Source organism: Sphingobacterium sp. GVS05A (assembly GCF_019969845.1).
Lineage (GTDB): Bacteria > Bacteroidota > Bacteroidia > Sphingobacteriales > Sphingobacteriaceae > Sphingobacterium.
Genome location: NZ_JAHXYR010000012.1, coordinates 41,857 through 64,190, shown reverse-complemented (window position 1 = coordinate 64,190; position 22,334 = coordinate 41,857). Strand labels below are relative to the sequence as shown.

At 39.4% G+C, this 22,334-nt stretch carries 19 protein-coding genes; 6 read left to right on the top strand and 13 right to left on the bottom strand.

Annotation, left to right across the window (positions count from 1 at the left end):
- Positions 1 to 47: 47 nt before the first annotated feature.
- On the bottom strand, positions 48 to 296 hold the full coding sequence (locus LC454_RS24910) for a type B 50S ribosomal protein L31 (RefSeq protein ID WP_077437478.1): 249 nt from the start codon (positions 294 to 296) through the stop codon (positions 48 to 50).
- A gap of 227 nt (positions 297 to 523) precedes the next feature.
- On the opposite strand from LC454_RS24910, the gene LC454_RS24905 reads away from it, so the two are divergent.
- Positions 524 to 862, top strand: coding sequence for a DUF2853 family protein (locus LC454_RS24905; protein ID WP_223585151.1), 339 nt, complete (start codon positions 524 to 526; stop codon positions 860 to 862).
- A gap of 26 nt (positions 863 to 888) precedes the next feature.
- On the opposite strand, the gene LC454_RS24900 is transcribed toward LC454_RS24905, so the two are convergent.
- Together LC454_RS24900 and LC454_RS24895 are read right to left on the bottom strand one after the other, a co-directional pair.
- Entirely contained in the window at positions 889 to 1,536 is a 648-nt protein-coding gene (locus LC454_RS24900; protein ID WP_223585150.1) for a carbohydrate-binding family 9-like protein, read from the bottom strand.
- Positions 1,537 to 1,609: 73 nt separating this feature from the next.
- On the bottom strand, positions 1,610 to 2,716 hold the full coding sequence (locus LC454_RS24895) for a phosphotransferase enzyme family protein (RefSeq protein ID WP_223585149.1): 1,107 nt from the start codon (positions 2,714 to 2,716) through the stop codon (positions 1,610 to 1,612).
- Positions 2,717 to 2,948: 232 nt separating this feature from the next.
- Here LC454_RS24895 and LC454_RS24890 point away from each other — a divergent pair, with 232 nt between their 5' ends.
- Together LC454_RS24890 and LC454_RS24885 are read left to right on the top strand one after the other, a co-directional pair.
- On the top strand, positions 2,949 to 4,295 hold the full coding sequence (locus LC454_RS24890) for a Gfo/Idh/MocA family protein (protein ID WP_223585148.1): 1,347 nt from the start codon (positions 2,949 to 2,951) through the stop codon (positions 4,293 to 4,295).
- A 147-nt stretch (positions 4,296 to 4,442) separates the two neighbouring features.
- Entirely contained in the window at positions 4,443 to 5,735 is a 1,293-nt protein-coding gene (locus LC454_RS24885; protein WP_223585147.1) for a hemolysin family protein, read from the top strand.
- Between the two features lie 87 nt (positions 5,736 to 5,822).
- Here LC454_RS24885 and LC454_RS24880 read toward each other — a convergent pair whose 3' ends face one another.
- The 8 genes from LC454_RS24880 to LC454_RS24845 form a co-directional block, all read right to left on the bottom strand.
- A complete protein-coding gene (locus LC454_RS24880; protein WP_223585146.1) occupies positions 5,823 to 7,412 on the bottom strand; it encodes a peptide MFS transporter in 1,590 nt (529 codons plus the stop codon).
- A gap of 83 nt (positions 7,413 to 7,495) precedes the next feature.
- Positions 7,496 to 9,070, bottom strand: a complete 1,575-nt coding sequence (locus LC454_RS24875; RefSeq protein ID WP_223585145.1) for a peptide MFS transporter — start codon at positions 9,068 to 9,070, stop codon at positions 7,496 to 7,498.
- A 243-nt stretch (positions 9,071 to 9,313) separates the two neighbouring features.
- Positions 9,314 to 10,204, bottom strand: coding sequence for a TIM barrel protein (locus LC454_RS24870; RefSeq protein ID WP_223585144.1), 891 nt, complete (start codon positions 10,202 to 10,204; stop codon positions 9,314 to 9,316).
- A 24-nt stretch (positions 10,205 to 10,228) separates the two neighbouring features.
- Positions 10,229 to 10,957, bottom strand: coding sequence for a (Fe-S)-binding protein (locus LC454_RS24865; protein WP_223585143.1), 729 nt, complete (start codon positions 10,955 to 10,957; stop codon positions 10,229 to 10,231).
- A 20-nt stretch (positions 10,958 to 10,977) separates the two neighbouring features.
- On the bottom strand, positions 10,978 to 12,276 hold the full coding sequence (locus LC454_RS24860) for an MFS transporter (RefSeq protein WP_223585142.1): 1,299 nt from the start codon (positions 12,274 to 12,276) through the stop codon (positions 10,978 to 10,980).
- 10 nt (positions 12,277 to 12,286) lie between these two features.
- Entirely contained in the window at positions 12,287 to 13,606 is a 1,320-nt protein-coding gene (locus tag LC454_RS24855) for a D-alanyl-D-alanine carboxypeptidase/D-alanyl-D-alanine-endopeptidase (RefSeq protein WP_223585141.1), read from the bottom strand.
- A 124-nt stretch (positions 13,607 to 13,730) separates the two neighbouring features.
- Positions 13,731 to 15,443, bottom strand: coding sequence for a RagB/SusD family nutrient uptake outer membrane protein (locus tag LC454_RS24850; protein ID WP_223585140.1), 1,713 nt, complete (start codon positions 15,441 to 15,443; stop codon positions 13,731 to 13,733).
- A 33-nt stretch (positions 15,444 to 15,476) separates the two neighbouring features.
- Entirely contained in the window at positions 15,477 to 18,782 is a 3,306-nt protein-coding gene (locus LC454_RS24845) for a SusC/RagA family TonB-linked outer membrane protein (RefSeq protein ID WP_223585139.1), read from the bottom strand.
- Positions 18,783 to 19,198: 416 nt separating this feature from the next.
- On the opposite strand from LC454_RS24845, the gene mqnC reads away from it, so the two are divergent.
- From mqnC to LC454_RS24830, 3 genes are all read left to right on the top strand, one after another.
- Positions 19,199 to 20,323, top strand: coding sequence for a cyclic dehypoxanthinyl futalosine synthase (mqnC, locus tag LC454_RS24840; RefSeq protein WP_223585138.1), 1,125 nt, complete (start codon positions 19,199 to 19,201; stop codon positions 20,321 to 20,323).
- Between the two features lie 9 nt (positions 20,324 to 20,332).
- Positions 20,333 to 20,893 (top strand): SMC-Scp complex subunit ScpB, encoded by a 561-nt coding sequence (scpB, locus tag LC454_RS24835; protein ID WP_223585137.1) that lies wholly within the window; start codon positions 20,333 to 20,335, stop codon positions 20,891 to 20,893.
- A gap of 153 nt (positions 20,894 to 21,046) precedes the next feature.
- A complete protein-coding gene (locus LC454_RS24830; protein ID WP_167457266.1) occupies positions 21,047 to 21,202 on the top strand; it encodes a hypothetical protein in 156 nt (51 codons plus the stop codon).
- Between the two features lie 99 nt (positions 21,203 to 21,301).
- On the opposite strand, the gene trxA is transcribed toward LC454_RS24830, so the two are convergent.
- The gene (trxA, locus tag LC454_RS24825) at positions 21,302 to 21,598 is read right to left on the bottom strand and encodes a thioredoxin (RefSeq protein WP_104385868.1); all 297 of its coding nucleotides are present in this window, start codon (positions 21,596 to 21,598) and stop codon (positions 21,302 to 21,304) included.
- Positions 21,599 to 21,600: 2 nt separating this feature from the next.
- Positions 21,601 to 22,329, bottom strand: a complete 729-nt coding sequence (locus tag LC454_RS24820; RefSeq protein WP_223585136.1) for a rhodanese-like domain-containing protein — start codon at positions 22,327 to 22,329, stop codon at positions 21,601 to 21,603.
- Positions 22,330 to 22,334: the final 5 nt, after the last annotated feature.

Below are 22,334 nucleotides of genomic sequence, written 5' to 3'. Positions count from 1 at the left end.
TAACATTTATCGAGTTCTTAATATTGTAATATACAGATCTGCTACAATTATTTTTTGTTGTAACGGCTACGGAATTTGTCGATACGTCCAGCAGTATCAACCAATTTCATTTTACCTGTATAGAAAGGGTGTGATGTATGAGAAATCTCTAATTTTACAACTGGATACTCATTACCATCTTCCCACTGAATAGTCTCTTTCGTGTCAACACAAGATTTAGTAATAAAAGCATAGTCGTTTGACATATCTTTAAATACAACTAATCTGTAATTTGAAGGATGCAAATCTTTTTTCATTATTATTATGATTACGTATATTCAATTATTGAGGTGCAAAGATAATTTATAAAAATGTAATTTGCAACAATTGCAAAGAATAATTCACTGAATTTTTCCACACTTTCAGTTACCGGCACTTAAACGGTTACAAATGTAACAATCTTTATTTATCCCCCAAGAATTATTTTGTTTTCCAAGTTTTTTCTCCTAACTTAACTTACTACAATTAAATCATTTACATAATTATGAGCAAATTAGATGAAAAAATTGCTGCATATACTGCAGAATCCAAAAAACTAGGTCTATCGCTAGATGATGCGTTTATTGCAAAAGTGACAAAAGGAATGGGGCCTTCCATTTACAATGCAGATTCAGAAACTATTGCAGCATCAGATCCCGAGGAGCTTAATCGCGTCAAGCAAAATTTCCTGATCAAAAAATTAGGTCTTAAAGATGGTCCTGATTTAGACAAGGCATTAGAAGAGGTTATTACCGCTATTGGTAAATCCAATAAAAATAAATACCGTGTTTTGGTGTATGCTTTATTGGCAAAAAAATTCAAAAAAGAATCTGTTTACCAATAAGCATCAAAATTTTAATAATCCAACTTCTATCCAAAAATCAATTCTCCAAAGAATTGAGGTAAGTGGAAATTAGGGGTTGGATTATCTACTTTATTCCATGACAGAAAATGCGGATTTTTTAGGTTGTCACCACACTTGTAAAAGTTCCCATGTATTTTCTTCCCTTTCAGATCACTTGTATCATTAAATTTAAAGACAGCCAGTGGAATGACCTGGATCATGCTCCAACGTCTGTCAGTGCCACTATGCCGCTCAATCATGGAGAATGCTTGCACCGTCTCGATCTCCGCCGCGCTGAGTCTGTTTCTCGTTGATTTATCAGGAGTTCCGTAGCCGATCAATCCTGTTCCTATCAAATTAAACTCAATATTATAATAATGCTTACGATCATCAAATGAAACGAAAAGCTCTACACAACTATCCTCCCAAACATTTTGATTCACCTCCGCATAATTTCCACGCAATTGCTCTTCTGCGACATCAAACTGTAAGAGCAATGCTTTTTGCGTGTAACCAATTTTAAATCGCACCTGCGGCTTGTAAGGATACGACTCGCTCCAATTACTATATTCCAATGTATTCCATTCCAAATCTTTGACAAGATCCGAAAGCTGATTAAAATTGTGACTGCCGGTCAAATCTGCTGTAATAGGCAGAATGGTTAGTTTCTTCATATACAATAAAGTTAAGAAAAAGAAGCTTCATCATCAGATGGAAGCTTCTCAAAATATTAAAGGTATAAAATCGTTAAATACAATCAAAAATTACCTTTCTCATAAATTCCTCATTCTTTTCCATCTCCTCTACCAATTTCAGCTGTGTATTAGTGCGTACCAAATTATGTTCATCATATTTGGTTTTATAATAGTGGTCGCCCTCGATATAATCGGTCAAGAAACGTACACCTTGCATATAAGGCAACAAAAATGCGCCATCCACCAAAGTTTCTTTTTCCAGTGTCGTCAAAAATTCGTTTGCTTCTTCCAAATATCCTTCCGCATAAGCCTTATATAACGAAAGGTTCAGCACGATTTTCGATATATCCTTCTCATCTTCGGCTACGGGATTAATAATGGTACGGATGGCATCCCCAAAATCATAAGCCACATACCCTGGCATTACTGTATCCAAATCGATTACACATTGCATTTTATCATGAACGTCAAGCAATACGTTGTTAAACTTTGTATCGTTATGTGTGATACGTAGCGGCAATGCACCTTTATTTCCCAAATCCAGAATCGTCTTCATGCGGTCTTCACGGCTAAAGATAAAATCCAGCTTATCTTGCACCAGACGAACACGTTGGCAGACATCTTTTGCGATAGCCTTTCTCAGGTTATCAAGTCGGAATTCTACATTGTGAAAATTAGGAAGCACCTCCACAATACGGGAAGCATCCAAGTCAGAAAGCTGTTTCTGGAACAGTCCAAAAGCACGTCCGCCTTCTGCGGCCTGTACTTCTGTCTCTACAATATCATAACTCTTCGTATCCTCGATCAGGATAAACATACGCCAGTAATTCCCGGTACTATCTGTTGTATATAGCTTGCCGTCCAGTGTAGGAATGATTGTCAGAACATGATCACTAACCTGCTTGCCGTCGGCAACTTTTACTTTTTTACTGAGGTGTTTTGTTACGATTTCAATATTATGCATCAGGCCGTCCACATTTGGAAAAACGTGATGGTTAATGCGTTGCAATAAATGCGATATCCCACTATCTATGGAGGTAATTACACGATAAGTATCATTGATATGACCAGAACCAAAAGGCTGCACTGAAATGATATCTCCTTCTAATGTGAATTGTTTTGCTGCGTTCTCTACTACTAATTGGTTAAAATCAGACATTAAACTATGTTTTTTAAATCATCAATGTGCTTGCAATATCACAAATTGAATTAATAAATGATAATTTTTATTTCAATCAAACGATTGCATGAAATTTAATAAATTTAAACAATCGTTTGCACTTTCATTTATAGCAAATGAAATAATATATTTGTTGATAAGAGCCAGTCACATAGACGGTTCTTATTGTAAGATAAATAACTAATATACAAACTCCTCATATCTCAAAACAATGGATAGAAGAAATTTTATTAAATCAACTGCCATCACTACCGCTGGAATCGGCGTTCTTTCAAGCACAGACTTATTTGCTCAAACAAACGGGAAGATAAAAATCGGCTTTATCGGGGTTGGTCTTCGTGGACGTAATCACGTTCAGATTGCCTTACATAGAGACGATTTAGAAATTGTGGCAATATGTGATACACAAGAAGAATCTCTTGCACAATGCCGTAAACAGTTCAATGAGAAAGGCACCAAACTTCCGAAAGAGTATACTGGAGGCGTTGATGCTTATAAAAAAATGTTGAGCAACGAAAAATTAGATGCCGTTATCATCGCAACACCTTGGCAATTTCACAAAGACCAAGCTATTGATGCCATGAAAGCGGGTTTATATGTAGGTTGTGAGGTTATCGCAGGCTTGACCGTACAAGATCACTGGGATGTCGTAAAAGCTTCCGAAGAGACAGGAAAACCTTACATGACATTGGAAAATGTTGCTTTCCGTCGCGATGTGCTTGCTGTACTAAATATGCACAGACAAGGTTTATTCGGCGAATTGTTACATCTTGAAGGTGGTTATCAACATGATTTACGCGAAGTTCTATTCAATGATGGAAAGAGTTATTACGGTCATGGTGTAGAGTACGGACCAAAAGCACTTTCTGAAGCACAATGGCGTACACAATTTAACATTGACCAAGATGGTGACCTTTACCCAACACATGGTTTAGGTCCGATCATGCAATTTGTTGACATCAACAAAGGCAATAGATTTACACACATCACATCTTACTCAAGTAAGGCACGTGGTTTGGCGGCTTATGTGAATAAAGTATCACCAGGACACGCTAACAGCAAGCTGAACTATAAAAACGGTGACATTACACAAACGATGTTACAATGTGCAAATGGTGAAACAATGTTGTTAACACATGATACCCATTTACCAAGACCATATTCTATCGGTTTCCGTGTACAGGGTACAGACGGTATATGGATGGACGTCGCTAAAGGTATCCATATCGAAGGTAAATCAAAACCCCATACTTGGGATCCGGCAGACGAATGGGTTAAAAAATACGACCACCCTATCTGGAAGAAATACGAAGAATTAGCGACTGGTTCAGGTCATGGTGGTATGGACTGGTTTGTGTTCAATGCTTTTATCCAAGCTGTAAAACAAAAAGTTCAAACGCCAATTGACGTTTATGATTCAGTAACGATGAGTGCGGTATTCCCACTTTCTACAGAATCTATCAAAAAAGGTAATAAAACTTTAGAGTTCCCAGATTTCACAAAAGGAAAATGGAAAACAAAGAAAAATACCTTTATGCTGGACGATAGCGGTATGTAATAGCACAAAATAGTATAAACCATAGAAGCTGTATCCCGAAAAGATACAGCTTCTTTCGTTATAGCATTTAATATAATACCGATAGTTCTACCATTTAGGCTGCCTTTTTCTTAAATTAGCGTTCACAAACAATTTTTCCATAACATTATGCTCACCGAAGCAATTATAATCTTAGTACTAATTATCTTAAATGGAATCCTATCTGCTTCCGAAATTTCAATTGTTTCCAGCAGAAAGGCGCGCTTACAGGCCGAGAGCGATAAGAATAATCCAGCTGCCAAGATTGCACTACATCTCAAGGAATCCCCCAATAGCTTTCTATCCACAGTACAAATTGGGATTACGCTAATTGGTATCTTAACAGGTTTCTTTTCGGGGGGTAGCATCTCTGCCTACCTGATCGAAGTTTTTAATACATCGAGCATACTCGCACCCTATAGCCACGAGCTAGCGGTTGTTTTGGTGGTGCTGATCATTACCTATTTTTCATTGGTTCTTGGCGAACTGGTACCCAAGCGTATCGGGATGGCTATCCCTGAAAAATATGCCATGTTGATTGCTTACCCGATGAACTTGCTCAGCAAGATTGTCAGACCATTTGTCTGGTTATTGAGCGCCTCGACAGAGTTTATTGTCAAGATCCTCAATATCAAAAGTACGGGAAACAGTGTTACCGAAGAAGAAATCAAGGCATTGGTCGACGAAGGGGTCGATAGCGGTGTGATTGAAGGCATTGAACACGATATCGTGGATCGTCTCCTCAGTTTAGGTGACAAAAAAGCGATCAATCTGATGACTCACCGCAAGAACATTGTGTTTCTGGATCTTGAAGACAGTTTTGAAGAGAACAGGCAGATTATCCTTGACAATGACCATTCCATTTATCCTGTTTGCGAAGGTGGACTGGACAATATCAAAGGTGTTGTCCATGTCAAATCGCTGCTTAGACAATGTTTTCAAAACAAACCCTTTGATCTCAGGGAACTTCTGCTGCCGATCAAGTTCGTCAACGAATTCAGTCCTTCATATAGTATTATGAATGCGCTGAGAACATCGCAGGTGCATCAAGCAGTGGTTATCGACGAATATGGCTCTCCACAAGGTATTATTACACTACGCGACATCGTAGGAGACCTGGTTGGTAACATTACCGAAAGCGACATCAGTGTACGTCCCAAAATGCGTCAATTGGAAAGTGGCGACTATGTCGTTGATGGCCAATATCAGATCGAGGATCTCTTGGATGAATTTGAGATAGGCCTTTCAGAAGAAGACGAGGACGACATCAACAATGTTACAACAGTCGGAGGTCTGGTATTTTTATTATTGGATCACGTCCCTGAGGAGGGCGAACGTGTACGCTTCAAAAACATGGTATTTGAGGTTTTGGATATGGATGGCAATCGTATAGATAAGCTGTTATTAAAAGTCGAGGAATAAAACAAAGTTTATCACTTTCAATAACAATAAAGGGCCGATCATAATAGATTGGCCCTTTATTGTTATTCTAATTTTAAGACAGTTATCTTAGTTGATGCCATGCATCATCTTTTTCAGAATAGGATTGAAAACGATCAATAATAATGCAGTTACGGCAGGAACGATAGCAAAGATCATAAAGAAATAAGACATCGAATGTTCCGTTGTAATTTTATCAATATAGGAACCTAAAAATCCACCAATAAAATTAGCGATGGCAGAAGCACAGAACCAACAGCCAAAAAGTAAGCCTAAAAACTTCTTTGGAGAGAGTTTACTTACATAAGAAAGTCCTACAGGTGATAGACAAAGTTCTCCCGCTGAGTGGAAGAAATAAGCGATAACAAGCCATATCATACTAACTGAAGCTGTTTTGGCCCCCTGCGGAATATCATTTGCACCGTAAGCCAAAGCCGCAAAACCAATACCGACCAGGATCAAACCCATAGCGAATTTTACGGGTCCCGAAGGATTCCATATTTTTTCCCAGAATTTACTGAAAGACGATGCTAGCGAAATAATAAAAAATGCATTTAATATCTGGAACCAAGAAGCGCCAACCTCCGAGCCTGTTATACCGATCTCACGAAATACTTTCCATAAGCCCAGGCACCAGATAATACCAAAGGAAATCGCTGTAAACAAAATCGTCAATGGATATTGTTTATAGATCTTTCTGGCAAGAGCAGTCAATACAATAGTTACAATAACAATGGGAACAATCGTTAGGATAGTATCAATCCATTTAAAGGCTACTGCTGAGTCCCCTGAAAGTACACGCTGTGTATAATCTTTGGCAAAAATAGACATGGAACCTCCGGCTTGTTCAAAAGATAAAAAGAATACCACACTGGCAAGCATGAATATTGTAACGACAATAAGGCGGTCTCTAACGACATTACCGGGAATAACCTCATCAACCTCTTCTTTATTTTTAACTTTCTCGTCGTGATGAGCCTGTAGAGCTTTGGGAGTATCGCCAATAATTCCGAATATTTTCTGTCCAAAATAGAATTGTAACATTCCAAAAAACATAAAAACCCCTGCTAAACCAAATCCATAGTGCCAACCGATCTTCTCACCGATATAGCCACACAAAAGCATTCCTAAAAATGAACCAGCATTGATACCCATATAGAAAATCGTATAACCTGCATCTTTCTTCGCACTTTTATCTGGGTATAGGTTTCCAACCATTGAGGAGATATTTGGTTTAAACATCCCATTTCCCAAGATCATCAAGAGTAGACCTAAGAAAAAGAAGCCTGAATTGACAGCCTCAAATGCCATGGATAGGTGACCCAGCGTCATAATCAACGCACCTATCAAGATAGCCTTTTTAAAACCGGTCAATTTATCCGCAATCATACCACCAATCAGCGGAGTCAAATAAACAAAACCTGTATATAAACCATATAACTTCATTGCGCGTTCATTGCTCCATTCCCATCCCCCATCAGCGATCGTACTGATTAAAAATAAGGTCAATAGCGCCCGCATTCCATAATAACTAAAACGCTCCCACATTTCCGTAAAGAACAGCACAAATAATCCGGCAGGATGCCCATTTACCATCTTGTCATCTATCCCCTGCTTGGCCAGATGTGCTACAAGAACTTGATCTTTTTCTTGATTCATATAATTTCAATAATTGTTTTATAACTCAGGTTTTGTTTTTAATTTGATAAAAATCGCATGAAGATACACTATTTTTCTATGAATTAATCAATCCCATGCATCATCTTTTTTATTTTTTTGTTACCAAGCAGCAGAAATACTGCCGCTATCATAGGTATCACGGTAAACACGGCAAAGAAAAACGACATGGAGTGTGATTCGGTAATCTTATCAATGTATGAACCAATAAATCCACCAATAAAATTAGCGATGGCATTGGCACAAAACCAAAAACCGAATAACAGTCCCAGGAATTTCTTTGGCGACAATTTACTCACATAAGACAAACCCACCGGACCGATGCAAAGCTCACCCACCGTATGAAAAAAGTAAGCCAATATCAACCAGATCATACTGACCGAAGCCGTCTTTGCCCCTGTTGGAATCTCTGCGCTCCCTATTGCTAAGGCAGCAAACCCAACACCGACCAAGGTTAGCCCCATCGCGAACTTAATCGGACCAGACGGATTCCATACACGCTCCCAGATCTTACTGAATGAAGTGGCTAGCGTTATGATAAAGAAAGAATTGAGCATGGGAAACCAAGATACGGTCACTTCCGAATTCATGCCATGATATTCACGGTACACCTTCCATAGGCACAACGACCAAATAATCACAAATGAGATGCTGGAAAAGAGTATGATTAAGGGGTATTTACGGATTATTTTCTTCGCCAATACCAACAGTACACCGGTAATCACAACAATAGGTACGATAGTTAACGCGAAATCTGCCCATTTAAAAATTGTGGCAGCATCTCCGCTCAGTACACGCTGGGTATAATTTTTGGCGAATATGGTCATCGAACCTCCGGCCTGTTCAAAAGCTAAATGGAATACAATACTTGAGAACATAAAAATTGCGATGACCAATAGCCGATCACGTACAATATGCCTTGGGTGTTCATCGTCCTGATTCAACTTCTCCGAAACCGAGTTTTCTTTTTCTGGTGTATCCCCTATTTTCCCAAAGATGCGTTGTGCAAAGTAAAACTGCAACATGCCCAGAAACATAAATATACCGGCAAGTCCAAAACCATAATGCCAGCCTATTTTCTCACCGATATAACCGCACAGCATCATACCCAAAAAGGCTCCACCATTGATCCCCATATAGAAAATCGTATATCCGGCATCCTTTTTACCGCCCTTATCAGGATATAGCTTACCGACCATAGAAGATATATTGGGTTTGAACAAACCATTTCCCAGAACAATAAGGACCAATCCAGCCAAAAAGAAATTTTTATTAAATCCCTCCATAGCCATCGAAATATGGCCTAGGGTCATGATGACCGCCCCTACCATGATAGACTTTTTATATCCTATCAGACGATCCGCGATAATTCCACCGAATAAAGGCGTTAAAAAGACCATGCCCGTATACAGGCCGTACAGCTTCATGGCCTCCGAATTTGTCCAGCCCCAGCCATGTTGCGCAATCGTCGAAACCAGAAAGTTTACCAATAGCGCACGCATGCCATAGTAACTAAAACGTTCCCACATCTCCGTAAAAAACAATACAAATAATCCAGCGGGATGCCCTTTCACCAATACTCGTTCAGCCCCCACTTGATTTAAGTGAGATTCCAGAACAGCATCTTTTTCAAAATTCATGTTTTTCTAATCGTTATTTTTCAATATCAGGTAGTGTGATTTCAATTTATCCATTGCTATCCAGATCAGATCGTCCTATGTTCATAGGCCACCAAAGAAGGTGTTGCAATCAAATCAGTCGACAAATAATATGGACAAAATTTAGATTTACTTCAATAGGATATCTCCTATCGATTAAATTCTCGGTTAAGAACAAAGTTCTCCCCAATAGCATGAAAAGAACTTTGTTTATATACTTTTATATTAGATCAATGGACGCAAGCGCTCCAATAATTTTTTAGTTGCGAAGATTCCTTCCTCTTCACTCAATTTACTTCCTTCGTACTCAATCCCAATATAGCCTTTGAATTTCGCCTTTTTCACGATTTTTAACATACGCTCATAGTCAATTTGAGTTTCATTACCATTCGCATCAAAATCATGTGTTTTCGCACTTACACCATGCGCATAAGGCATTAAGTCTATCACACCTTGATAACGGTCATATTCATAGAAATTACCCAAATCAGGTAAACTTCCACAATATTTGCTTCCTACAGCTTTCAGGGTTTTAGCCAACCAGTCACCATGCGAGGAAATACCACCATGATTTTCAACGATAATACTGATACCCGCTTTCTTTCCGATATCAGACAACGCTGTCAAGCTTTCCACCACACGTTTGCTGACTTCATCAGGTGTACCTTTACCAGCTGCATTAACGCGGATGGCATGGCAACCTAAAAAGTTTGCCGCAGAAATCCATTTATAGTGATTTTGTACAGCCTGTTTTCTTTTAGTTTCATCTTCGTCACCAAGATTTCCCTCACCATCAACCATGATCAACACATTCCTTACACCATTATCCTTTGCACGCATGTTCAGTTCAGTCAGGTAATTGTTATCATTAGCCTTATCTTTAAAGAATTGATTCACATACTCTACACCATAGATACCATATTTTTTTGCAGCTATAACCGGGAAATCCAAATTGTTCAGATCACCTTTAAATAAAGTTTTATGCAATGACCATTCAGCCAAGGAAATGTCAAACCAGTCTTTCTTTGCTACAGCAAAGCTCTCCAACGATGGCGCCAATGCTACACCAGCAGAGGCTAATGCAAGGTTTTTAAGAAAATCTCTTCTAGAATTCATGTGTTTAGATTTAAAGTGTGTTATTTATATATTTCCCCAACCGGTAGTCAGTACATCCACGAGATGCATGGTTTGGATGGGTAATTTATGTTTATCAATATACGCCTGCAGTTGCAACAAGCAAGACGAATCTGTCGAAATTATATAATCAGCATTCAATGCCATAGCATTCCTGACTTTCTGTTCCGCCATGGCCGCCGATATTCCCTCAAACTTGACAGCAAAACTTCCACCAAAACCGCAACAGGTTTCACTATCTTTTACTTCCACCATTTCCAATCCCAGCACCTTGCTCAGCAATTTTCTCGGTTCATCCTTGATCTTACACTCGCGCAGGGCTGAACAAGAGTCATGATACACCCCAACACCTTCCAATTCAGCCCCAAAATAATCTTTTTTCAAGACATTGACCAAGAAATCGGAAACCTCCATGACCTGTTGTTGTATTTTATGACATTGGTGGGAATCTGCAGAATTTGCAAACAGATCGCTATAACCATTTCTGACCATACCGGTACAGGAGGCCGAAGGAGAAATAATGACATGATCTCCCGAAAAATCTTCTAAAAACTTCTTTCCTACCTGCTTCGCTTCGTCCCAAAAACCGGCATTATAAGCCGATTGCCCACAGCAAGTCTGATCAGGATTATAACTCACCTCACAGCCCACCTTCTCCAATAAACGGATCGTATTAAAAGCGGTTTCTGGATAAAGCTGATCTATAAAACAAGGAACAAAAAGTTCTACCTTCATATTTAATTCAATCAATAAAATTAAGATTTATTGGATATTAATATCCGCACCAAAAGTAACAATCCAATTACAAAAAATAAAGAAAGTACCAGTGCTGAATAGCGAATATTGTGTGTGATCTGTTCTATCAGGCCAAAGGAGAACAAGCCAATGACGATAGCCACCTTTTCTGTAACATCATAAAAGGAGAAAAAAGCCGTCGTATCCTTGATATCCGTTGGGATCAATTTGGAATAGGTCGACCTCGATAAAGATTGAATTCCGCCCATAACCAAACCGACCAATGCGGCAATAATATAAAACTGCATTGCTGTAGACAAGTAGAATGCAGCGATACAGATCGCAATCCAGATCATCACTACGACGATCAGCACCTTAATATTTCCAAAAAGCTTGGACAAGTACGACATCAAAAATGCACCTAAGATCGCTACAAGTTGGATTAAAAGAATTGTAGCAATTAATCGCTCAGCTCCAAGATGAAGTATTTTCTCTCCAAATGAGGAGGCCACGATCATCAGTGTCTGTACCCCGATTGCGTAGAAGAAAAAAGCGGGTAGAAACTGCTTTATTTCGGGTATACCTTTAATTTTATGGATCACATGGCTAAACTCATCCCGCACATTCTGTACAAAGCTTTTACCGATATTATTGCCTGTAGCTTCAATTTTAGGCAAATATTTAAAGGGAATCATGGAAAAGCCCAACCACCACAGTCCTACCATCAAGAAAGATATCCGGGCTGGCAACGATGGATCGGTAATACCAAACCACTCCGGTTTCAAAACCACGATAAAACAAAGTATCTGCAAGGTCACACAACCGATATAACCAAAAGCAAATCCCTGTGCACTCACCCGATCCTGTTGATCTACAGTTGCTAACAGCGGCAAGTAGGAATTATTGAACAACACACCACCGATATAACCCATCGCAGCCAAAGCGAAACAGATAATACCGATCTCCAGGGTATCAAGTTTGAAGAAAAACAGACACATACATGAGATTGCTCCCACATAAGTAAAGAATTTCATGATCGGTTTTTTCAATCCTTTAGCATCTGCATAGGACGATATAAAAGGCAAAGAAAATGACATTAACAAATAAGCCGCAGCCAAAGCAAAATTAGAAAGCGCAGTATTGACAATCTTCAAACCAAAGAAATCAACAACATCACCATGTTCCTTTGTCGTTGTAATTGCGGTATAGTATACTGGGAAAATGGTCGAAGTGATCACGAGGTTGTAAGCGGAATTGGCCCAATCAAACATCGCCCATGAACGAATCAGTTTTTTATTGTTTTTTACAATTGCTTCCATTTAAATTGGCTTAATAAGTTTGACGAATATAAGTAATTATTTTAGCCATTTCTTTACGAATTTCACCTGCGCGATCATCAATATAATTATTGTTCATAAAAGAGAAAGCAAGTCGTCTTCCCGACCTTGTGACCAGATAACCACTCTGGTTATACACAGACGTAATTGTTCCGGTTTTTGCGAAAACAAATGGTTCGCCCTGGTCTTTATTATAGGTTCTTTTCAGTGTACCATCCACCCCACCTGCAGAAAACAGTCGAAAACGCACCCGCTCATCTGGGATCTTATTTTTCAGAAGCACCAGAAGGTCAACATTATTCTGTGGTGTGACTTTGTTATAGGAAGATAGTCCCGATCCATCAAAAATCGCCACCTCATTCGAAAAAAACTTATAGACTTTATTTTTCATCCAGTCCCGAACCAGATAGGTATCAAATTGGCCATACTGCTTCCATGAGCACATCATCAAAAATTGTTCAGCGATAAAATTATCACTTGGCAACATCATCTCCCGGATCAGATTTTTGGTCTCTCCGGAATACAATATCTTTGTATCATTCGGTTTTTTATAGGCTATCAGATTTACTTTTTTGCCGAGTGTGTCTGACAGTAATTTCACAAATAGACTATCGGAATAAATAAACGGTACTTCATTGACATAATCGTTTGGAACAGGGCGTTTGGACATCCAAAAAACATTGCTCCGAAATGAGCGGGAAAGTTCAAAATCACCAGCTTTAGGTTCAGGTAAAAAATTCAGGTCTTTCTGAAAAATCCCAGGAGAAGTATTTAAATGATTATACCCTCTTTGACGGAAAGTGACCACATTGCCATAAATCGGAAAAGTGCTTATCTCAGGCTGATAGTATGCTTCGAAATCCTCCATTGCCCAACCGTGGGCATAGAACTTATTTTTCATTGTTCCGGGCACAACATAAATTGTTTTGTTCGTTCTTTTCAGAAAGTTATAGACCACCCGTGTATCAAGTCTATTATGCAAAAAAGTTGGATCTCCCGTCCCCCAGATCAACAGTGAGTCACCCCTTTCCACATATTCCAATCCAGGAATGGAGTCACCCAACAGCTCCAGCGCCGCATAGGTTGTATACATTTTGGTATTTGAAGCCGGCGTAAAATGCTTATTGCCATTGACGTCCAGAACAAACTTATTCGCATTTAAGTCATACAGTGAAAATCCATAGAAATGATCATTTAATATTTTTGATTCCTGAAGCATCCGAAAGACGTCTTCAAAATCTTGAGACTTTGCAATAAGGGTAGAGAATGGGATAAGCCAAAGCAGCAATATCGTGCGCAAGAAATTTTTCATTGGTTCAAACATACAAAAAAGAGCAACAACTCCTTTTCTCCTATTGCCAAAATTCAGATACAAATCATTTAAAACGGCAAAAGGAGGAAATTAACTCCTCCTTTTGCTGTCTTTATATCAGGTATTAATAACCTGGGTTTTGCTTTAAGGCGCCACCGCTTCTATCAATTTGTGACTGTGGAATTGGCAGATATTCATTTTGGGGCTTAAAGTTCAAACCTTTATAACGAGCCATAAAACCACCTTCAAAATTAGCATAGCTTTCCAGAACGGTTTTAGCTTCGCCCCATCTCACTAAATCATAAAACCGGTGTCCTTCCATCGCCAATTCCAGACGACGTTCAAAACGGACAGCTTTGCGTGCAAAATTTTGATCAGGGAAAGCAGGGTAAGGTTTCACATCATATGCAGCTGCCGGCACATCATCTCCCGTTAGTTTTGGGGGTAATTTAGCAGCTCTTTCGCGAATAGCATTGACCGATTTCAAAGCCCCGTCCAGATCACCAAGTTCAACCTGGCACTCTGCTGCCATGAGAATAACGTCAGCTAAGCGAATGATATTTACATCCAGATCAGTGATATAAGCTGCACCAGCCGCCGTGTGTCCACTGTGTAAACTTTTTGGGATCATTGTTTTTATACCCACAAAAGGTCCTCCTGAACCTACTTCACGGATCCAGGCATCTCCCGGCATTACACCATAATCATAAAAGTGTACACCTCTACGACCTACCGTGTAATCCAAACGAGGATCGAAACGTAAGTTCACATCTAACTTGTATTTTTCCTTCTCTGCTGTAGATAAACCAAAATCAGATTTATACGGATTATTACGGTAAGTATCTAACATTGGTAAGCCTTTAGCATCGACTTTATAAGCATTTACCAGATCGATGGTTGGTTGATAGAATCCACAACAACCAACAGGATTGCTCCCGTTCAAACCAGACAACATATCCCCTACGTTAGCGTTATCGCCGCTTCCATCAGGATTGATGGCATGCTTTGCTAGCAAAAGCGCCTCTGGTCCATCTTTCGTAAGTACATCGAAATTGTTCTGATAAGGCATTGTACGAATATCTTTACTTCCGATGACATCTTTAAATAAAGCTAAGGCATCAGCATATTTCTTTTGATATAAATACACTTTACCCAAATAAGCTTGCGCTATTCCTTTATCCATACGCCCTGACTGCTTATTGATTTTTGTCTGTGGAAGGTTAGCGATACCAAATTTCAGGTCATCGATAATTTTAGGAACAACATCATCTGTGTTTGGTTTTACTTTAGCATCATCCACGGAGGTATTTTCATCGACATAAGCCAAATTTTTGAAAACCCGCCACAGGAAGAAGTAATAATGCGCACGTAACACTTTTGCCTCGGCTTCAATTTCCGTTGCTCTGGCAGAGGTGACAGTTTTTCCTCCTGCTTGATCTAATTTCAGTAAGCGTAATGTATTATTTGCACGTGACACCCCTTCATAATACACTTCCCACATGGTGCTCAGATTATCATTAGAGCTATTTGGCGTATGGAACTCGATCATATTCATATTGGGTTGATCCGTCGCCTCAGAGCCTTTATGTGCATTATCGGCCCCTACCTCGCCAAATAACCATTGGCTCGGTGCTGAGGCATAGTTCCCCCAGGTTCCGTTCACATTCCCATTCAGGATTCCATAAGCACCTATTAATGACGCTTCGATCCCTTTCGAATTGATGACCTGACTCTCAGGCAGCTCACCCTGCGGATCCCTTTCTAGAAAAGATTTACCACATGAGCTCAATAACATCAATGATATACCTAGAACTGTAATTATATTTCTTTTTTTCATTTCAATCAAATTTTATCGTAATTCATTCCGTGCTTAAAATCCAAGACTCACACCCAACATATATTGACGTGCCTGTGGGTACACACCAAAGTCAACACCCAACGCGGAATATGTTGATGGTGTTGCACTGACCTCTGGATCCAAACCTTGGTATTTCGTAATGGTAAACAGATTCGTAACTCCTACATAGGCTCTCAGTTTCTTTATACCAGTATTGTTACCAAAAACCTTATTGGTATCAAAATTATAGCCAACCTGAAGGTTCTTTAGCTTTAAGAAACTAGCATCTTGCACATAATAGCTAGAAGAAGCATATTCATAGGCTGATGCATTGTTTACCTGCGATGGTATCATGCTTGAGGGATTGTTCTTTGCATCCCACGCATCCAGCACCCGTTCGCTTTTTTGCCCTCTGAAAACACCGAAATCGGTAAAATAACGTGTCGCCTCATAGTTTTTATTTCCTTTTGACCCATAGAAATAAGCCATAAAGTCAAAATTCTTATAACCGGCGTTGATATTGAATGAATAAACAAAATCAGGATGTGGGCTTCCGATTACTGTACGGTCATTGGCATCAATTTTTCCGTCTCTATTAACATCTTCGTATTTAAGTGCCCCGGCTCTGGATCTTCCATCTTCGTACTTCGCGACAGCGGCATTGGCCATATCCGCATCAGAATAGATTCCGATGACCTTATAGCCATAAAAAGCACCTATTGCTTCACCAGGTTTGAGGATTGATGTTTCCATACTTCTAAAACTTCCGTACACCTGTTGGCTAACAGAAGGGGCCAATGATACGATCTTATTCACGTTACGTGAGATAGTACCAGACAAATCCAATGTAAAAGCGCTCTGTTGACGTCTCCCGTAATGATAATTTAAAGACAGTTCGATCCCTTTATTTTCCATATCTCCGATGTTGACATAAGGCGATGCGGCACGACCCGCCGCAACCGCTGGCAAAGGAAGCAGATACAACATGTCTTTGGTCTTCTTATTGTACCAATCGAAGGATCCATCAAAATCACCTTGTAATAAGGTAAAGTCCAAACCAAGGTTCAACGCAGAAACCTGTTCCCATTTAACATCTGGGTTACTATAGGCGTTGTGCCACATTCCTGATGTCAAGCTTCCGTCAATTGGGTAGGATGAAGAATTTACCGCAACTTGATAACGATCTAAATATTGATTGGCAGGAATACGTTGATTACCTGTCACCCCGTAACCAGCTCTGATTTTCAGATCAGAAAGCCAAGATATGCCTTTCATGAATTCCTCTTGCGACAAGCGCCAAGCTGCACTGGCACCTGGGAAAGTACCATATTTATTGTTTGGACCAAAATTGGACGACCCATCCCGACGCACCGTCGCACTTAAGATATAACGGTCTTTGAATGAATAGTCAACTTTTCCAAAAATAGAAAATAAGGAGCCTACCGAGCCACCGCCTTCACTCACACGGCCTGTTGATGCGGCGTCCAAATAAAGGTAATCCAGAGTTGACATGGTAAAGAACCCATTTCCTTTACCCCTGATCTGTCTGTTTCTATTTTGGATAGCCTCAGTACCTGCTAAGATAGCTAGACTGTGATCTTCATTAATTGTTGCCTTATAATTTAATGTATTTGTCCAAGTCCATTCCTTATTTAACCCAAAGAACTCATTGATCCCATTATTAAAACTTCCTTCCGTAAATTCGGGATTAGGGTAGGTATATGATATCCCATTATAGTTTTCATACTTCATACCGAAACTACTACGGAATGTCAGTCCAGAAAAGATATCATATTCCCCAAATACGTTTCCGAAGAACATATTGCTCTTGTTCTTATTATCTTTTGCACGATAGGCAATAGCGACAGGATTTTCACCGTTACCAAATTGTCCTCCAACGGATCCAGCAAAATTTCCGCCCATATCATAAACCGGAATAATATTATGGATACGATAAGCGAAACCAAGGGCACTTCCTTCACCGATATAATCACCCGCAGTATTTGTATTCACCCCTACTCCGAAGCCTTCTGTAAAACTGTATTGCATGTTTTCGCCAAAGCGCAACTTGTTATTGAAAGCAGAGAACCGTGTATTTGAACGAAGATTATATTTTTCAAAACCGGTATGGATAATAGTACCTTTTTGTTTCAGGTAACCTCCGGAAATCGCGTATGAAGCATTCTCTCCACCACCAAGCACACTTAACTGATGTGATTGTGTGGGTGCATTTTGGGACAATGCATCAAACCAGTTGGTACCTGACTTATTTGCTTTTGTGATCTGGAAAAAATCAGCACGACTATTGGCGTCAAATTTATACTTTGACATGTCGATATCAGCGTCTGTAATTACATCTTTACCGCCTACTTTAGGTCCGTTTATAAGATAATCTGGCAACTTCTTACTTTCGCCGTTTAATAAATTTTCGATATCCAAGGTCTGTTGTGGAGACAACATCTTTGGAAAACGAGAGCTATTTGGTACTTGTACACCATAGTATGAATCAAGGTTAAATTGAGGTTTCCCCTCCTTTCCGATCTTTGTGGTAATGATAACCACACCATTATTCGCGCGTGAACCATAGATTGAGGCTGCGGAGGCATCTTTCAGCACCTGCATGGATTCGATATCGTTTTGATTAAGCCAGCTTAATTTGCCTTCATAAGGAACACCATCTATAATATAAAGTGGTTCATTATTGTTGATCGTACTATAACCCCGGATCTTAATTTGCGGAGTTGACCCCGGTGCACCATCTACGACAATTTGAACCCCTGTCGCCCGTCCCTGTAATGATTCTACTGCACTGGCAGCTGGAGTCGTTTTAAGGTCTTTCACGCTCACCACCGCAACGGCTCCGGTCAAATCTTTCTTACGTTGTGTCGAATAACCCGTTACTACGACTTCTTCCAATGCACCTTCAGCAGAATTTAACGAAATTGTCAGATCCGCTTTTCCAGTGATTGCGACTTCAGCGCTTGAGTAACCAATGTAACTCACGACCAAAACATCACCAACTTTTCCCTGGATCGTAAATGCTCCATCCGCGTCTGTTGATGTTCCCTTGCTTGTTCCTTTAATTTTAACCGATACACCGGTAATCACTTGGCCTGTAGTGGCATCTTTTACTACACCCTTAATGGGTATTTCCTGCAATCCTTTAGTTTTCACCAACGAAACGACTCCAACTCGACCATGAGCAACAGCTCCTTTGGCAGATACCTGAGCAGTCATTCCGCCTGCGATGAGTAGAGAACTCATCAGCAAGAACCTCTTATTGAACTTTTGGCCCAATATGAGATCAAAACAGCAATTTTTGTCCGTTTTTTTCATCATAATTTAAATAGGTGGTTTAAAAAATTTATGTTTATTTATCTGTTTGTTTAGCTTGGTATTGGTTTATTTTAAGTCTTGGTCGTTCAGCTCCAACAGAGACAATATGCATTATCACTGATTATGAGCCACTTTGGTTATCATTTTCAATTTTTTTTGGTTATTTACAGAAATGTTAAAATCTGTTAAATAAATGTAAAGAATAAAAAATATAAAAAAAAGAAAATTCTTACTTTAAATCACAAGACACTATAAATCAAGTTATTGTAATTCATACACTAAGTCAAACATTCATATTTCTGTTACAAAAGAACGTTGAGGAAATTTAGTTCATCTGCTTCCCGCTCAATATCAAGTCGGAATGTCAAATATTCGCCAAATACATTTAAATCCGCTAAAAGGTACTTATATTTGTTTTGATGAATGTAAGTAGTTTATTAGAACGGGCACTCCGATTTGAGTTCCTTTCCAAGGAAGAGGGTGTTTTTTTATATCAGAATGCACCTACAGCTGATTTGACTTTCGTAGCCAATGAATTGCGCAAGATACAAGTACCACATGGCAAGGTAACCTGGCAGATCGACAGGAATGTCAATACGACCAATGTCTGTATTGCAAACTGTAAGTTCTGCAATTTCTTTCGTCGTCCCGGGCATGAAGACAGTTACATCACCGATATTGAGAGTTACAAACAAAAGATCGAAGAAACATTTAAATTTGGTGGCGACCAACTTTTGCTACAGGGGGGACATCATCCGGATCTAGGTATTGAATTCTACAAAAATCTATATAGACAGTTAAAGGAACTTTACCCTACACTGAAACTCCATTCACTCGGCCCACCTGAAATCGCCCATATTTCTAAACTGGAAAATATGAGCCATATCGACGTGTTGACCCAGCTGAAAGAAGCGGGTCTGGATTCTCTGCCTGGTGCTGGCGCCGAAATTCTTAATGACCGTGTCAGACGTTTGATATCTAAAGGAAAATGTGGCGGTAAGGAATGGCTCGATGTGATGCGTGCGGCGCACAAAATCAATCTACCTAGTTCCGCTACCATGATGTTTGGGCATATTGAAACCATCGAAGAGCGTTTTGAACATTTGGTATGGATCAGAGAAGTACAAGATGAAAAACCTGCCGATTCTTATGGTTTTATAGCCTTTATACCTTGGCCTTTCCAAGATGATGGCACATTATTAAAAAGACTCCGCGGCATTACCAATGATGTTACCAGTGAAGAGTATATCCGTATGATCGCTTTGAGCCGAATCATGTTACCTAATATCAAAAATATCCAGGCATCATGGCTTACGGTTGGAAAACGTACCGCCCAGCTATGCTTGCATGCCGGTGCCAACGATTTTGGATCCATTATGATCGAGGAAAATGTCGTTTCGGCAGCAGGTGCTCCCCATCGGTTCACCTCTAAGTCAATACAGGAAGCTATTCTAGAAGCGGGTTTTGAACCGCAATTGAGAACGCAAAAATATGATTTCAGAGAACTGCCTGCACACATGGTCGAACAAGTCATTAACTATTAATACCCTACATTGAAAGACGTCATTAGAAATATTGAAGCTATTATTTTTGCTTCTGCGGAAGGAATAGATCTTGCTGATATCAAACAGATTCTACAAGAAGCCTTGGCTATTGAATTATCGAAAGAAGAGTTGCGTGAATTGATCAAAAAGATTGAAGGCAAATATCAGGATGAAGACCAAGTATTGGAGTTACGCTATATCAATAATTCGTACCAGTTTCTGACCAAAGCGGTCTATCACGAGGCGATACAGCAACTACAAAATCACAACAATAAACGCAAGCTCAGTCAATCGGCTCTGGAAACACTTGCCATTATCGCATACAGACAGCCGATTACCAAGCTGGAAGTTGAGCAGATCAGAGGTGTCAGCTGTGATTATTCTATTCAAAGACTACTAGAAAAGAAACTGATCAAAATAGCTGGAAAAGCCGATACAATTGGGAAACCATTATTGTACGCAACCAGCCAACAGTTTATGGATCATTTCGGAATCAATGGTGTTCGTGATCTTCCGCAGCTAAAAGATATCGTTACAGAAGACAATGCAATTGGTGAAACAAATGAGTAAATAAAAAAAAATAAATTTTTATTTTTAAAAAACAATTCAACATATTGATTAGCAGAAAAATAAAGGGCTATATTTTTTTCAAAAAAAGTTTTAAAAAATAGTTTTCTTCTCTAATTTTACAACATTGAATAAGCAACAATAAAGTATTATTTTATGAACACGGCAATATTAGCTAACGAAGATCTTGAAGAAGTAAAATTCGCGTCTTTCAATGGACCTGATGACGACGATGATGATTTCGAAAACGATGATTTCGAAATTCCTGAAATTGAAGGATTGGATGACTTCGACGATGATGATGAGTTTTAATATTTAGTGCAATATAACACTACCTATCAAAACCAGAGAATCATTAAAAAAATAAGGCGTTCAAACAAATTGAACGCCTTATTTTTTTTACTCACCGATTTATTTCGCCTGGTCGATCAACTTATGCAATTCCATCTTTGGGATCATCCCACTCTGGCGCCATAGCTGTTGACCATTTTTAAATAATATAAAAGTAGGTACTCCACTTACTTTATAAATGGAAGCAATTTTTGGATTCTTATCCACATCTATTTTTATAATCGATAGATCCTCCTGATAAAATTCCTTTACATCCTGTAGCACCGGTGCCATCGTCTGGCATGGACCGCACCACGTCGCAAAAAAATCCACTAAAACCAGCGAATTTGATTGAATAATCTGGTCAAAAGTTGCCATTATTAATTCTCCTTTATTTCATTTTTCAATGCCTTATATCCACCCTGAATATTGCACACATTTTTAAATCCCTTTGCACGCAAAATAGAAATGGCAACCGCACTGCGATAACCCGATTGACAATGCACATAAAGTAGCTTATTATCTTTTTCTAGCGTGTTACCAAAATTAATGAAATCCGTCAAGGGAATGTTCATTGCATTGTCAATATGTCCTTTATCAAATTCTTTCACTGTCCGTACATCCACAATATGACCTGGATCTGATCTTTCTCTAAATTCCCCAACCCTCAGGTTTATAACAGAATCGATAGGTTCACGGCCCTTCCAACGGTCTATCCCTCCGTCCAATATACCGATTGCCCGCTTATAGCCCAATTGCGCTAGAAGTTCCGCCACCGCAGTACGATCTTGCTCCTCAGCAACAATTAAGAGTCTTTGGTTCTTATCAGGGACAACCTGTTGCAGGAAAGTATCAAATGGGCCATTAAAACCTACATTGATCGATCCTGGAATGAACCCCTTTAAGAAATCGTCACCTGACCGTGTATCCAAAACCACCACATCATGCTGTTTACGCAGTTTTTTAAATTGCTTCAAGGCAAGTAATGGTAAATCAGCTGTGGTATAATGTGATTCTTTTTGCTGTAGATTTGATTTTGCATTAGCTGATAGAGCACCAGGACATATAAAGACAGCCCCTATCAATGCGGCTACTAAAATTCTGTTCATCTTAT